Annotated in this window: 15 protein-coding genes; 14 read left to right on the top strand and 1 reads right to left on the bottom strand. The window is 68.1% G+C overall.

Annotated elements, in window-relative coordinates:
• Nucleotides 1–55: 55 nt before the first annotated feature.
• From GGR03_RS11870 to GGR03_RS11810, 13 genes are all read left to right on the top strand, one after another.
• A complete protein-coding gene (locus GGR03_RS11870; protein WP_183208290.1) occupies nucleotides 56–1,174 on the top strand; it encodes a molybdopterin-binding domain-containing protein in 1,119 nt (372 codons plus the stop codon).
• Between the two features lie 25 nt (nucleotides 1,175–1,199).
• Nucleotides 1,200–2,840 carry a formylmethanofuran dehydrogenase subunit A gene (locus tag GGR03_RS11865; RefSeq protein ID WP_183208289.1) on the top strand — a complete coding sequence of 547 codons (1,641 nt, stop codon included), beginning with the start codon at nucleotides 1,200–1,202 and terminating at the stop codon, nucleotides 2,838–2,840.
• The gene (gene fhcD / locus GGR03_RS11860; protein WP_183208288.1) at nucleotides 2,828–3,748 is read left to right on the top strand and encodes a formylmethanofuran--tetrahydromethanopterin N-formyltransferase; all 921 of its coding nucleotides are present in this window, start codon (nucleotides 2,828–2,830) and stop codon (nucleotides 3,746–3,748) included. Before GGR03_RS11865 ends, fhcD begins: the two co-directional genes overlap by 13 nt.
• Complete coding sequence (locus tag GGR03_RS11855) at nucleotides 3,745–4,554, top strand: formylmethanofuran dehydrogenase subunit C (protein WP_183208287.1); 810 nt, start codon at nucleotides 3,745–3,747, stop codon at nucleotides 4,552–4,554. The genes fhcD and GGR03_RS11855 overlap by 4 nt, the downstream gene beginning before the upstream one ends.
• Nucleotides 4,555–4,742: 188 nt before the next feature.
• Nucleotides 4,743–4,949, top strand: a complete 207-nt coding sequence (locus GGR03_RS11850; protein WP_418884946.1) for a hypothetical protein — start codon at nucleotides 4,743–4,745, stop codon at nucleotides 4,947–4,949.
• A gap of 230 nt (nucleotides 4,950–5,179) precedes the next feature.
• Nucleotides 5,180–6,496, top strand: coding sequence for an urea ABC transporter substrate-binding protein (gene urtA / locus GGR03_RS11845; protein ID WP_183208284.1), 1,317 nt, complete (start codon nucleotides 5,180–5,182; stop codon nucleotides 6,494–6,496).
• A gap of 104 nt (nucleotides 6,497–6,600) precedes the next feature.
• Nucleotides 6,601–8,229: an urea ABC transporter permease subunit UrtB gene (urtB, locus tag GGR03_RS11840; RefSeq protein WP_183208282.1), complete on the top strand. Its 1,629-nt coding sequence runs from the start codon at nucleotides 6,601–6,603 to the stop codon at nucleotides 8,227–8,229.
• Nucleotides 8,226–9,386: an urea ABC transporter permease subunit UrtC gene (gene urtC / locus GGR03_RS11835; RefSeq protein WP_183208280.1), complete on the top strand. Its 1,161-nt coding sequence runs from the start codon at nucleotides 8,226–8,228 to the stop codon at nucleotides 9,384–9,386. The genes urtB and urtC overlap by 4 nt, the downstream gene beginning before the upstream one ends.
• Nucleotides 9,387–9,389: 3 nt before the next feature.
• Nucleotides 9,390–10,235 carry an urea ABC transporter ATP-binding protein UrtD gene (urtD, locus tag GGR03_RS11830; protein WP_246367920.1) on the top strand — a complete coding sequence of 282 codons (846 nt, stop codon included), beginning with the start codon at nucleotides 9,390–9,392 and terminating at the stop codon, nucleotides 10,233–10,235.
• A gap of 294 nt (nucleotides 10,236–10,529) precedes the next feature.
• Complete coding sequence (urtE, locus tag GGR03_RS11825) at nucleotides 10,530–11,225, top strand: urea ABC transporter ATP-binding subunit UrtE (protein ID WP_183208278.1); 696 nt, start codon at nucleotides 10,530–10,532, stop codon at nucleotides 11,223–11,225.
• A gap of 117 nt (nucleotides 11,226–11,342) precedes the next feature.
• A complete protein-coding gene (locus GGR03_RS11820; RefSeq protein WP_252920261.1) occupies nucleotides 11,343–11,789 on the top strand; it encodes a YbjN domain-containing protein in 447 nt (148 codons plus the stop codon).
• A gap of 58 nt (nucleotides 11,790–11,847) precedes the next feature.
• Nucleotides 11,848–12,684 carry an urease accessory protein UreD gene (locus GGR03_RS11815; RefSeq protein ID WP_246367918.1) on the top strand — a complete coding sequence of 279 codons (837 nt, stop codon included), beginning with the start codon at nucleotides 11,848–11,850 and terminating at the stop codon, nucleotides 12,682–12,684.
• 21 nt (nucleotides 12,685–12,705) lie between these two features.
• Nucleotides 12,706–13,008 carry an urease subunit gamma gene (locus GGR03_RS11810; protein WP_183208274.1) on the top strand — a complete coding sequence of 101 codons (303 nt, stop codon included), beginning with the start codon at nucleotides 12,706–12,708 and terminating at the stop codon, nucleotides 13,006–13,008.
• A gap of 21 nt (nucleotides 13,009–13,029) precedes the next feature.
• On the opposite strand, the gene GGR03_RS11805 is transcribed toward GGR03_RS11810, so the two are convergent.
• Nucleotides 13,030–13,302 (bottom strand): hypothetical protein, encoded by a 273-nt coding sequence (locus GGR03_RS11805; RefSeq protein WP_183208272.1) that lies wholly within the window; start codon nucleotides 13,300–13,302, stop codon nucleotides 13,030–13,032.
• 336 nt (nucleotides 13,303–13,638) lie between these two features.
• Here GGR03_RS11805 and GGR03_RS11800 point away from each other — a divergent pair, with 336 nt between their 5' ends.
• Nucleotides 13,639–14,214, top strand: a complete 576-nt coding sequence (locus tag GGR03_RS11800) for a HupE/UreJ family protein (RefSeq protein WP_183208270.1) — start codon at nucleotides 13,639–13,641, stop codon at nucleotides 14,212–14,214.
• Nucleotides 14,215–14,218: the final 4 nt, after the last annotated feature.

The following is a 14,218-nucleotide window of genomic DNA, read 5'->3' as shown; positions in this document are numbered from 1 at the left end:
TGACCTCGCCGGTCGAGGCGGTATCTTGGCGACAGGGCACAGGAAGCGATTCGTTTTGGGACATGCATGGATCGACGGCCGGCCGGTATCGGTGCCGGAAGCCGTCGCTGCGGCGGCAGCGCTCATCGGCGGCAGCCGATTGCCGGTGGTCACGGGACTGGCGACGGATGTCGCCGGGATCCGCGCCGCCCTCGGCCTTGCCCGGATCGCCGGGGCGGTGATCGACCACCAGGCGTCAGCCGCGATCTATCCCGCGATCACGGCGATCCGCGACAGCGGCATGATGATCGGCGCCCCTGCCGAAATCCGTCGGCGCGCCGACCGCGTCCTCATCGTCGGCGACGCCTTCGCGCAGTCGCCCGATCTGCCGGACTTCCTGTTCGACCACGAGCCCGACCTCGGCAGAGAGACACGCGGCAAGCGCGAAATCCGCTGGCTCGGCGCCCCCGAGGGCGGTGCCGACATTCCACGAGCTTCCGTCGAGCCCATCGCCTGCCCAGCGGAGGGCATCGCCGATGCGCTGTCGATGATCCGGGCGGCCGTCGCCGGTCATCGCTTCGGCGAGGGGCCGATTACCGGCGAGCAGGCCGCAGCGATCGCCGCATGGGTAAAGGGAGCGGGCTTCGGCTGCGCCATCTTCGCCGTCGCGGAAATGGACGAACTGGCTATCGAGATGCTCTCGGGCCTCGTCTTCGACCTCAACGCTGAGACCCGTTTCACCAGCCTGCCGCTGTTCGGCCCGGAGCAGGCCTTCGGTGCCGCATTGGTGGCGACGTGGACGACCGGCTTCCCGCTGCGGGTCGGCTTCGGACGCGGTTTCGCCGACCATGACCCCGACCTCTACGACGCCGGGCATCTGATCGCTTCGGGCGAGGCGGATCTGGCGGTCCACGTTGCCGGCCTCGCCGGCGCGGCGTCGCCGGAGCCGGAATGGTCGGGCCGCCTGCCGGTCATAGCCATCGGCGAGGGATCCGCCGCATGGACGAACCCGCCGAGGATCCGCTTCGACGCGGGTATGGCAGGACGTGACCACGACGGCGTCCTCCACAATGAGCGCTTCGGCGGTTTCGTGCCGTTCGCCGCGACGGAAACCGGAGCGCAGCCGCCAGCCGCGGATGTACTCGCGGCGATCGCCGCCGCGCTCGGCAATGCGACGACGGGAGCCGCCGCATGAAGACGATGATCAACGAGGACTGCTCATGCTGACGCGTCTCAAGGACGGGCACGTCGTCGATCCGGCCAATGGCGTCGACGCGGTCGGCGACATCTATGTCGAGGACGGGGTGGTGGTCGAGGCGCCGAGCGACGGGCGCGAGGCGGGCGAGACGATCGACTGCAAGGGCCTGATCGTCATGGCCGGCGCCATCGACATCCACTCGCACATCGCCGGCGGCCACGTGAACACGGCACGGCTGCTGCTGCCGGAATTCCATCGGGCGTTCCAGGCACGGCCGGATACGACCGCGCTGTCGCGCGTCGGCTGGACGACCGAGGAAACGGGCCTGCGCTACGCCGAGATGGGCTTCACCACCGTGGTCGAGCCGGCGATGGCGCCGTCCTCGGCGCTGCACGCGCATCTCGAGCTTGCCGACATCCCGATCATCGACAAGGCGACGCTGGTCGTGCTCGGCAACGACGATTTCCTGATGTCGATGATCCGCAACGGCGAGAGCGAGAACGCCATCGAGGACTATGTCGCCTGGACCGTCTCGGCGTCCCGCGCGCTGGGCGTCAAATGCATCAATGCCGGCGGCTCGGCCGCCTTCAAGGAGAACGTCCGCAAGTTCGATTTCGACGACGAGGTGCCGGACTACGGCGTCACTTCGCGGCGCATCGTCAAGACGCTGCAGGCGGCGGTGACGCAGCTCGGCATCCCGCATCCGCTGCACGTCCACTGCAACAATCTCGGCGTTCCGGGCGACTCCGCCGCGTCCGCCGTGGCGACCATCGAGGCCGCCGAGGGACAGCCGCTGCATCTGGCGCATCTGCAGTTCTACGGCTACGGAACGGGGGGCGAGCGCCGCTTCTCCTCCGAGGGCCAGCGGCTGGCGGAACTGGTGAACCGCACGAAGGAAGTCACGGTCGACATCGGCCAGGTCATGTTCGGCCAGACCGTGACGATCTCCTCCGACGAGCTGCGGCAGTTCGTCGGCCGGGCGCAGGCGAGCCCCGGCAAGTCGGTGATCTTCGACCACGAGGCGAATGGCGGCGGCGTCGTGCCGATGGAATACAAGAAATCCAGCTACTTCAACGCGCTGCAATGGGCGATCGGGCTGGAGCTGTTCCTCCTGATCGACGACCCGTCGCGGGTGTTCTTCACCACCGACCATCCGAACGGCGCGCCGTTCACCGCCTATCCGGAGATCTTCGCGCTGCTGATGGACCGCAACGTCCGCCAGCGCTGGCTGGAGGCGCTGCCGAAATCGGTGCTGGCGATGACGACGCTGGCCGAGATCACCCGCGAATACACGCTGGACGAGATCGCGACGATGACCCGCGCGGCGCCGGCGCGGCTGCTCGGCACGCCCGATCGCGGGCATCTCGGTGCCGGGGCGGTCGGCGACATCGCGGTCTATCGGCCGGGCGCCGACAAGGCGGCGATGTTCGGCAGAGCCGCCTATGTCTTCAAGGACGGGACGCTGGTCGTGAAGGACGGCCAGGTGGTGAACCGCACGACCGGCCGCACGCTCACCGTGCGGCCCGAGCCCGACAGAGCGATGGCGCGGCGGCTGGAGACCTATTTCGACGATCGCTACGGCCTGCCGGCCAAATGGTTCGAGGTGCCGGAACACGCCATCGGGCAGGGCGAATCGTTCAGGGTGGTGGCATGCCGGACATGAACACCGCCGCGACGATCAACGGCGTCGTCATCGACGACACCTTCGCCGAAGCCTTCCCGATGAGCGGGACGGCGATCCAGGTGACGGCCGACAGCGAGAAATGGGCGCTCGAGGCGGCGCGCTCCTTCACCGGCTTCGCCACCTCGGTGATCGCCTGCGGCTGCGAGGCGGGGATCGACCGCATCGTGCCGCCAGAGGAAAGCCGGGACGGTCGCCCGGGCATGCGCATCCTCCTGTTCTCGATGGACAGGGCGGGGGTCGTCAAACAGCTCGGCACGCGGCTCGGCCAGTGCATCCTGACCAGCCCGTCGTCCGCCTGCTATGCCGATCTGGCCGGGGAGAGCGAGATCGATCTCGGCTCGGCGATCCGCTATTTCGCCGATGGCTGGCAGATCTCCAAGAAGTTCGGCGACAAGCACTTCTGGCGCATGCCAGTGATGGAGGGCGAGTTCCTCTGCGAGGCGAAGACCGGCATCACGTCCCAGGGGGTCGGCGGCGGCAATCTCCTGTTCCTTGCCCGCGGCTCGCGCCAGGCGCTGGCGGCGGCCGAAGCCGCCGTCGAGGCGATGCGCGCCGTGCCGGACGTGATCATGCCGTTCCCCGGCGGGATCGTGCGCTCCGGCTCCAAGGTCGGCGGCAAGTACAAGGGCATGATGGCCTCGACCAACGACGCCTACTGCCCGACGCTGAAGGGCGTCACGCCTTCCGCGCTGGGGCCCGAAATCGGCTCGGTGCTGGAGATCGTCATCGACGGGCTGAGCGCCGATGCGGTGGCAGAAGCCATGCGCGCCGGGCTGAAGGCGGCCGTCGACCTCGGGCCCGACGAGGGGGCGCTGCGGATCGGCGCCGGCAATTACGGCGGCAATCTCGGGCCGCATCACTTCCACCTCAAGGATATCCTGCCATGAGCGGCCTGACCTTCCGCAAGAAGGCCGAGCCCGAGCAGCGGCTCGACCTGTCGGTGCTGACGCCGGCCCGGCTCGCCGGCCTGTCGACGGCCGAGATCGCGGCGCTGCCGGTCGGCACGACGCGGCAGCTGCTGACGGTCGGCGACGTGTTCGCCCTCGACGGCAGCGACGCGGCCTCGATCCGCTTCGAGGGCGGCTCGGACCGGTTCGACCGGATCGGCGAGGCGCTGGACGGCGGCGAGATCCATGTCGAGGGCGATGCGGGCTGGCGCGTCGGCCGGCTGATGCAAGGCGGGCGGCTGACGGTTTCCGGTTCGGTCGGCGGGCTCGCGGGGTCCGGCATGAGCGGCGGCTTCCTGTCGATCGGCGGCAATGCCGGGCAGCGGCTCGGCGGGCCCATGCCGGGCGAGATGGCCGGCATGCGCGGCGGCGCGATCCGCGTCGGGGGCAGCGCCGGCAGCCGCGCCGCCGACCGGATGCGCCGGGGCACGATCATGGTCGCCGGCGAACTCGGCGAGGATGCCGGCAGCCGGATGATCGCCGGAACGCTGATCGCCGGCGGCATCGCCCGCGGCACGCCCGGGCGGCTGATGAAGCGCGGCACGCTGATCCTCTGCGGCGGTGCCGAGCGCCTCGGCCCGACCTTCCTCGACAACGGCCCAGCCGACCTCCTGATCCTGCGGGTGATGGCGCGGGAACTCGCCGCTGGCGAACTCGCGCCGCTGCCCTTCGACGGCGCCCCGATGCGGCGGATCGGCGGAGACACGGCGGTGCTCGGCAAGGGCGAGATCTTCCTGCCGGTGTGACCTCGGCCCTGCGCCGGACGGTCACATGCCTCTGCCCCGGGCTTTCGATGATGGCGCCTGCCACATCCTGTCGCAGTGGCCCTGCCGCGCGCGGTTGCCGGCCCTAGAAAAGCATCCAGGCGCCGTTCCGTCCGTAGCTTCGGCTTGCGGCATGACGCCGGCAGGGCACCCACTCCGGGAGTGACATGATGATCGACCTGATCCTGACCGTCTGCTTGGTCTCAGACCCCTCGTCCTGCCGCGAGGAGCGGCTCGCCTACGAGAGCCGCGGCTCGCTGGCGCAATGCATGATGCTGTCGACGCCCTATGTCGCCGCCTGGGTCGGGGACCATCCGCAATGGACGGTCAAACGCTGGGAATGCGGCTGGCCGGAAGAGCGCAAGCAGCCGATCTGACGCAAGGCGTGGCATCTGCGTAGAAAAATTGCGCAGCTGCCCGTTTAATAGGCGCAGTTTAAGTCCGGATGATACGCCTGCCGAATTATTGAGCGCGGCCCGGGCTGCGTGACTCCATACGAGGCACAGTACGCCGACGCTGCCCGCGCATCTGCCGAGATTGGCACGGGCTTTGCTCCGTTTCATTCGTAACCCGACCGCGTCGGGGCCGAAACGAGTGGAGATGGCGCATGAACTCACCCTTCAAATGGATCCGGGGCCTTGCCGCCGCGGCGGCAATGACAGGCGTGGCGCTCACCGGAGCCGCCGCCCAGGACGCGCCGAGCGGGGAGCCGATCAAGGTCGGCGTCCTGCACTCGCTCTCCGGCACGATGGCGATCTCCGAGACGACCCTCAAGGACGTCATGCTGATGCTCATCGACGAGCAGAACAAGAAGGGCGGCCTGCTCGGCCGGCCGCTCGAGGCCGTCGTCGTCGATCCGGCCTCCGACTGGCCGCTGTTTGCCGAGCGCATGCGCGACCTGGTCTCCGCGCAGGACGTCGCGGCGGTGTTCTGCTGCTGGACGTCGGTGTCGCGCAAGTCGATCCTACCGGTCGCCGAGGAGCTGAACACCGTGGTGTTCTACCCGGTCCAGTACGAGGGCGAGGAATCGTCGAAGAACATCTTCTACACCGGCGCCGCCCCCAACCAGCAGGCGATCCCGGCCGTCGACTATCTGATGGAAGAAGGCGTCGAGCGCTGGGTGCTCGAGGGCACCGACTACGTCTATCCGCGCACCACCAACAAGATCCTCGAGCAGTATCTGATGGACAAGGGCGTCGCGGCCGAGGACATCAAGATCAACTACACGCCGTTCGGTTTCTCCGACTGGCAGACCGAAGTCGCCGCGATCAAGGAATTCGGCTCGGCCGGCAAGAAGACCGCGGTCGTCTCGACCGTCAACGGTGACGCCAACGTGCCGTTCTACAAGGAACTCGCCAACCAGGGCATCGCCGCGACCGATATCCCGGTAGTGGCATTCTCGGTCGGCGAGGAAGAACTCGCCGGCATCGACACCGGCCCGCTGGTCGGCCACCTCGCCGCCTGGAACTACTTCATGTCGGTCGACACGCCGGAGAACGCAGAGTTCATCGAGAAGTGGAAGGCCTTCATCGGCAACGAGGAGCGCGTGACCAACGACCCGATGGAAGCCCACTATATCGGCTTCAACATGTGGGTGAAGGCCGTCGAGAAGGCCGGCACGACCGAGGCCGACGCGGTCATCGCCGCCCTGCCGGGCATCGAGCAGGCCAACCTCACCGGCGGCGTCTCCACCATGCTGCCGAACCACCACATCACCAAGCCGGTGCTGATCGGGGAGATCAACGCCGAAGGCCAGTTCGACATCGTCAGCGAGACCGAGGAACTGGTCCCCGGCGACGCCTGGTCGGACTTCCTGCCGGAGTCCAAGCCCCTGGAGGCCGACTGGACCGACCCGATCAATTGCGGGAACTACAACACCGAGACGAAGACCTGCGGCGGCGCTTCGGCCGCGGCTGCCCAGTAAGCACCCCCAGGTCTGTCGAGGCTCGCTTCTCCCAAGAGCGAGCCTCTCGCGGGGACGGTCAAGCGGCCGTCCCCGCCACTGTCTCCACCGGTACAGGAATTTTCATGGCCCTTCTTGCGCGCTGGTGCCTCGCACTCCTCCTGCTGGTTCCGGGCACGATCGCAGTCTCGGCCACTGCCAACGCGCAGGATGGCGACGCCGCGGCAATCATCCAGAAATTCGGCGGCAAGCAGAGCTTTTCGGACACCGAGGCGGTGATCGCCGAGCTTGCCGCCACCGGCAATGCCGACGTGGCGCGTGCGCTGCGGGCACTCGGCGACGGCAGCCTCTACTGGCGCAAGAGCGACGAGGCGGTGTTCATCGGCCGCGGTTCCGACTCCGTCACCCTGCTCGATCCGCTGACCGGCGAGGAGGTGGGCACGGCCCCGGCCGGCGACCTGACCAAGGTCCGCATCAAGAATTCCATCCGTAACGACATCTCGACGGCGCTCGGCGCGCTGACGCTCGGGTCCGACGATCCGGCGCAGCGCATGCGGGCCGCCTCGACGCTGTTTTCCGACGGCGATCCGGCGATGATCGAGCCGCTCGAGGTGGCGATCGCCGAGGAAGAGGACGCGGCCGTCAAGGCGCGCATGGAGGAGGCGCTGGCCGCTGCCATCCTCGCCTCCGACCGTCCCGCCGAGGAGAAGGCAGAGGCTGCGGCCGTCATGGAAGGACGCGGCGACCGCGAGGCGCTGACGCTGCTCATCCGCTTTGCCGGCGCCACCGACGATCTGGAAGCCAAGTCCGCCGCCGAGGCAGCCATTGCCACGATCGAGGGCAATATCGCCTTCTGGTACCAGATGCAGAACATCTGGTACGGGCTGTCCCTTGGCTCGGTGCTGCTGCTCGCGGCGATCGGCCTGGCCATCACCTTCGGCGTCATGGGCGTCATCAACATGGCGCATGGCGAGATGGTGATGCTCGGCGCCTACACGACCTTCGTCGTGCAAGAGGCGATCCGCACGAGCGCGCCGGAACTCTTCTCCTGGTCGCTGGCGATCGCCCTGCCACTGGCGTTCCTCGTCTCCGGCACGGTCGGCCTGATCATGGAGCGCTTCCTGATCCGCTTCCTTTACGGCCGGCCGCTGGAGACGCTGCTCGCCACCTTCGGCGTGTCGCTGATCCTGCAGCAGGCGGTCCGCACCATCTTCGGCCCGACCAACCGCGAGGTCGGCAATCCGGAATGGATGTCCGGCGCCTTCGAGGTCGGGATGATGGCGATCACCTGGAACCGGCTGTGGATCATCGTCTTCTCGCTGGTGGTGTTCGCCGGCCTCCTGGTCGTGCTCAACCGCACCTCGCTCGGCCTGCAGATGCGCGCCGTCACCCAGAACCGCAAGATGGCTTCCGCGATGGGCATCCGCACACCCTGGGTCGACGCCATGACCTTCGCGCTCGGCTCCGGCATCGCCGGCATCGCCGGGGTGGCGCTCAGCCAGATCGACAATGTCTCGCCGGATCTCGGCCAGGGCTACATCATCGACTCCTTCATGGTGGTGGTGTTCGGCGGGGTCGGCAATCTCTGGGGCACGCTGGTCGGGGCGATGAGTCTGGGCATCCTCAACAAGTTCCTCGAGCCCTATGCGGGCGCGGTGCTCGGCAAGATCGTCGTCCTGGTGCTGATCATCCTGTTCATCCAGAAGCGGCCCCGCGGCCTGTTCGCCCAGAAGGGGAGGTTCGTCGACGCATGATCCTCGCGCGATTCCTCGGCCCAAGGGTCTGGTTCCTGGTCGTCGCGCTGGTCGCCGCGGCGGTGCTGGTGCCGGCGGCGAGCCTCTGGCTGCCCGCCGGCCACCCGCTGCACGTGCCGCCCTATCTCGTGCCGCTGATCGGCAAATACATCTGCTTTGCGCTGCTGGCGCTCTCGCTCGATCTCGTCTGGGGCTATGTCGGCATCTTGTCGCTCGGCCACGGCGCGTTCTTCGCGCTCGGCGGCTATGCGATGGGCATGTATCTGATGCGCCAGATCGGCCCGCGCGGCGTCTACGGCAATCCGGTGCTGCCGGACTTCATGGTGTTCCTCAACTGGCAGGAACTGCCCTGGTACTGGACCGGCTTCGACCAGTTCTGGTTCGCGGCGATCATGGTGGTGCTGGTGCCGGGGCTGCTCGCCTTCGTCTTCGGCTATTTCGCCTTCCGCAGCCGCGTCACCGGCGTGTATCTGTCGATCATTACCCAGGCGATGACCTATGCGCTGCTGCTCGCCTTCTTTCGCAACGACATGGGGTTCGGCGGCAATAACGGCCTGACCGACTTCAAGGACATTCTCGGCTACCCGATCCAGGCGGCGACGACGCGGGCGGCGCTGTTCTCGGCGAGCTGTATCGCGCTCGCCATCGCCGTCCTGTTCGTCGGCTGGATCACCCGCTCCAAGCTCGGCAAGCTGATGGTTGCGGTGCGCGATGCCGAAAGTCGCACCCGCTTCATCGGCTGGCGGCCGGAGCATGTGAAGCTTTTCGCCTTCACCGTGTCGGCGGTCATGGCGGGGATCGCCGGCGCGCTCTACGTGCCGCAGGTCGGCATCATCAATCCCGGCGAATTCGCGCCGGTGAACTCGATCGAGGTCGTGGTCTGGGCCGCGGTCGGCGGCCGCGCGACGCTGATCGGGCCGATCCTCGGCGCCCTCATCGTCAATTTCGCCAAGAGCACCTTTACGGCGATCGCGCCGGAATACTGGCTGTTCGTCCTCGGCGGCCTGTTCGTCTTCGTCACGCTGTTCATGCCGCGCGGCATCGTCGGCACGTTCGATCACGGCTGGGGCGGCTGGCGCGCCCGCCGCGCCGCGAAACGCGCCGAAGAGGGCGAGGCGGTAGACGACCGCGTCGCCGCGGCGAACCCGGCGGAGTAGGCGATGACCGTGCTCGATCCCACACCGATGACGCCGGCCGCCGTCTCGCCGCACCCCTATGCGAGCGCGCGCCGGGAGGAGGCGTTGCGCAATCCGCCGGGCGAGGCGCGCCGGGAAACGCTGCTCTATCTCGACGGCGTCAACAAGAGCTTCGACGGCTTCAAGGCGATCAACAATCTGTCGCTGGTGCTGGTGCGCGGCGAGATGCGCGCGATCATCGGACCGAACGGCGCCGGCAAGACGACGATGATGGACATCATCACCGGCAAGACGAAGCCGGATTCCGGCGAAGTCTACTTCAACGGCGACGTCGACCTCACCCGCCACGACGAGGCGGCGATCGCCGGCATGGGGATCGGCCGGAAGTTCCAGAAGCCGACCGTGTTCGAGGGCCACACGGTGGAGGACAATCTCCGCCTGTCGCTCGCCGGCTCGCGCTCGATCTTCACCGCCCTCGTGCATCGCAAGGACGACGGCGAGCGGGCGGCGATCGCCCGCATCCTCGACACGACGCGGCTGTCGCCGAAGCGCCGGACGCTGGCGGCAGACCTCTCGCACGGCCAGAAGCAATGGCTGGAGATCGGCATGCTGCTCGCCCAGGATCCGGAACTGCTCCTAGTCGACGAACCGGTCGCCGGCATGACCGACGCCGAGACCGAGGAGACCGCGCGGCTCTTGCGCGAGATCGCCGAGACCCGCTCGGTCGTGGTGGTCGAGCACGACATGCATTTCGTCCGCGAACTGGCGGTGAAGGTGACCTGCCTGCACGAGGGCTCGGTGCTGTCGGAAGGCACGCTCGACCACGTCTCGAAAGACCCGCGAGTGATCGAGGTGTATCTTGGGCGGTGAGGGCAGCATCGTGCCCGCCGGGATGACGCCTACTACGCGTCGTCATCCTCGGGCTCCGTCCCGAGGATCCAGGACGGTGGAGGTTGCGAGCCTTGGCCAGACTGTCGGCCGTCCCTTGTCGCGGAGCCATTCAGCGGCGCGCGGCCGGTGGCAGCGCTGCTCTGGATCCTCGGGACGGGGCCCGAGGATGACGACTTGCAGGGCCCCGAGGATGACGAAACACAAGGGCCGCGGACATACGAGATCGATCATGCCCCAGCTTCCCGACGAAGCCTTCGCCGCGAGGAGCGAGCCATGCTGACCGTTGCCAATGTCGACCTCTATTACGGTGCGGCGCAGGCGCTGCGGGGCGTGTCGCTGGCTGCGAAGAAGGGCGAGATCACCTGCGTCCTCGGGCGCAACGGCGTCGGCAAGACGTCGCTCCTGCGGGCCATCGTCGGCCAGCAGCCGATAAGGGCCGGCGAGATCGCCCTGGACGGCCAGAGCCTCGGCCGGCAGGCGCCCTACAACCGGGCGCGCAAGGGCATCGGCTTCGTGCCGCAGGGCCGCGAGATCTTCCCGCTGCTCACGGTGCGCGAGAATCTGCAGACGGGCTTTGCGCCGCTGAAATCGGCCGACCGGACGATCCCCGACCACGTCTTCGAGCTGTTCCCGGTGCTGAAGGACATGCTCGGGCGGCGCGGCGGCGACCTCTCCGGCGGCCAGCAGCAACAGCTCGCCATCGGCCGGGCGCTGGTGACGCGGCCGCAGCTTCTGGTGCTCGACGAGCCGACCGAAGGCATCCAGCCGTCGATCATCAAGGATATCGGCCGGGCGATCCGCTACCTCAAGGAGCACTCGGGCCTCGCGATCCTCCTGGTCGAGCAGTATCTCGATTTCTGCCGCGAGCTCGCCGACAAGGTCTACATCATGGATCGCGGCGTGATCGTCTTCGAGGGGCGGGCCGAGGGCCTCGACGATCCGGCGGTGCGCCGGCACCTGACGGTCTGAACGCCATCTTGGAAGCGACCCGGCGTCATGCTAGCAATCGCCGACCGCCCGCACCCGGGATCGCCCCGGCCGCCACAGGCTGTGCCGCGGTCCGGGGAGGATCGGCCATTGCGTTTCGTGCTCTTGTTGATGGCGCTGGCGGCCTGGGGATCGCCGGCGCGCGCCGAGGAACTGGTGAAGGCGAGCGACATGGAGACGATCGCGGCGCTCGCCAGGGGCTTCGGCTCGGCGACGATCGAGAAGGGCGACACGACCTACGTCAAGGGCCGGATCGACGGCACGCTCTACGCGATCTTCTTCTACGACTGCGACGCGGAAGGCGCCGACTGCAAGAGCATCCAGTTCTATGCCTCCTGGGACGATGCGGTGGTGAAGCCCGACGCGATCGGCGCCTGGAACCGGGAGAAGCGGTTTGCCAAGGCCTACATGGACAGCGAGGACGATCCGGTGCTGGAACTGGACGTCAACCTGCGCCACGGCGTAGCCCGCGCCAATCTCGAGGACACGATGGACTGGTGGCGGATCTCGCTGGAGAAGTTCAAGTCGGACGTGCTCGAGCTCTAGCCGCAGCGGTGCCGGCATGGCCGGAAGCCGCGGTACTGCAATCCGGGATGGCCCGGCGATGACGGCCGTTCTCGCCAGGAGCGCCGTACCCGCCGCAAGCGTCCCGATGCAGCGCGCCGTCGGTGCGGTCGCCGCGGATTTCCGCCTCGTCGCCGGCCGCTCGCGGCTGCAGCGCCTGCACCAGGCCGGCTGCCTCAAGCTGCGCTTTCCGCGGCTGCCGGCCGCCGAGGCCGAGGCGGTGCTGATCAACACATCCGGCGGGCTGACCGGCGGCGACCGCCTCGACCAGCAGTTCGGCGTGGCTAAGGGCGCGCATCTGACGGTGACCACCCAGGCCTGCGAACGGATCTACCGGGCTTCCTCCGGGCATGCCGGGGTGGCGACGCACGTCCGGATCGGCGAGGACGCGGGCTTTGCCTGGCTGCCGCAGGAGACGATCCTGTTCGAGGCGGGGGCCGTGCGCCGCTCGCTGACTGTCGAGGCGGAATCGTCATCCCGCTTCGTGCTCTGCGAAAGCATCATTCTCGGCCGCGAGCTGATGGGCGAGACCGTCGAGAGCGGCCTGCTGCACGAAAGCTGGCGGATCCGCGTCGACGGCAGGCTGGCCTTCGCCGACGATTTGCATCTCTCCGGCGCCATCGCGGCGGCGACCACAGGGCCCGCCAGCCTGTCGGGCAACCGCGCGCTGGCCACCGTCGTCGCCCATGCGCCGGACGTCGAGATGAAGCTCGCGGTGGTCCGGGCGCTGGTCGGCGTCAGCGGCGGCGCCAGCCTGGTCGGCGGGCTCATGGTGATGCGGTTGCTGGCACCCACCGGCTTTGCGCTGCGCAAGCGGCTGATTCCGGTGCTCGCGGCACTGGCAAACGCGCCGGTGCCCCGCGTATGGTCGCTATGACGACATCATGAGGAATCAGGAATGCAGCTGACCCCCCGCGAGAAGGACAAGCTCCTCGTTTCCATGGCCGCGCAGGTCGCCCGGCGCCGCCTCGAGCGGGGCGTGAAGCTCAATCATCCGGAAGCGATCGCGCTGATCACCGACTTTGTCGTCGAGGGAGCGCGCGACGGAAGGACCGTTGCCGAACTGATGGAAGCCGGTGCCCACGTCGTCACCCGCGACCAGGTGATGGAGGGCATCGCCGAGATGATCCACGACGTGCAGGTCGAGGCGACGTTTCCGGACGGGACCAAGCTGGTGACGGTGCACGAGCCGATCCGCTGACCGGCACGGGCACCTGACGGCTCAGCGCGCCCCTGCGGCCTCCGCTTCCATGCCGGGGACCGCGTCCTCCGGGGTTTCTTCGGTCTCCAGGGAGGACAGGGCGATGGGTTCGCTGGGGATGGCGTCCACGGGCGGCCTGCCGCCGACGAAGCGGTAGCCCTGCTCTAGCCGCGAATAATAGGCCGCGCCGGTGACGCCGCCGAGCGTCACGGTGCGCACCAGCAGCGGTTCCGTATTGCCCGCCGGCAGGCACGAATAGATAAGCGTCGCCGCGATCACGGATGATCTCAGCATCTGTCGACTCCAACCTGTTGTCGGCAGCAGGCACCGGTCGTTGTTCGCCGGTGCTCCAGCCTGCCTGAAGCGTGTCTTAAGCGGGCCTCGTCTGTCGATGCGGCCGTTCGAGAACGTTCTATCCGCCGGTTGGTTTCCGGAGTTTTGCAGTGCGGCGGCGATCTCGCGTTATCGTTTCGCAATTGCTTCCACCGGTCATGGGGGCGATCCCGGGTGCACTGCGAGAAAGGCTTTGACAGCCAGAAGGCGGGCTTACATGATCGCCGCGCCCCCGATTCATCAAGGGGGAAGGACGCGACCCAAACCGGGGCGCCTGTCGATCAAAGAGAGACATTCATGTTCAAACGCCTTTCGCTCACCGCCGCCACGCTCGCTGCCGCGACCGCTCCCGCCTTCGCTCATCTCAATCCGCACGAGCATGGGTCGCTCATGGCCGGCGTCTCGCATCCGCTGTTCGGCTGGGACCACATCCTGGTGATGGTGGCCGTCGGCATCTGGGCGGCGATGATCGGTGGGCGGGCGCTCTGGGTCGTGCCGACGGCCTTCGTCGCGATGATGGGCGTCGGCTATGCCATGGCGGTCGCGGGCTTCCCGCTGCCCTTCGTCGAGCCGGTCATCCTTGCCTCGGTCGTCGCGGTGGGCCTGTTGATCGCCGCCGCCGTGCGGCTGCCGGTTGCTGCGGCTGCGGCCGTCGTCGGCGCCTTCGCGCTGTTCCACGGCTCGGCGCATGGCGGTGAACTGGGCAGCGCCGGTGCGATGTCGTTCGGCATCGGCTTCGTTCTCGCAACCGCCGGCCTGCATCTGGTCGGTATCGGCCTCGGCGCCGGCTTGGCGCGCGTCGGCAGCCCGCTGCTGGTGCGTGGCCTCGGCGCCGCCTCTGCAGTCGCCGGCCTCTATCTGATGGCCGCCTGAAGCC

This window comes from Aurantimonas endophytica, from assembly GCF_014196845.1.
GTDB lineage: Bacteria > Pseudomonadota > Alphaproteobacteria > Rhizobiales > Rhizobiaceae > Aurantimonas > Aurantimonas endophytica.
Note: the sequence above shows the minus strand (reverse complement) of the source record. Positions and strands in the feature narration are given on the sequence as shown.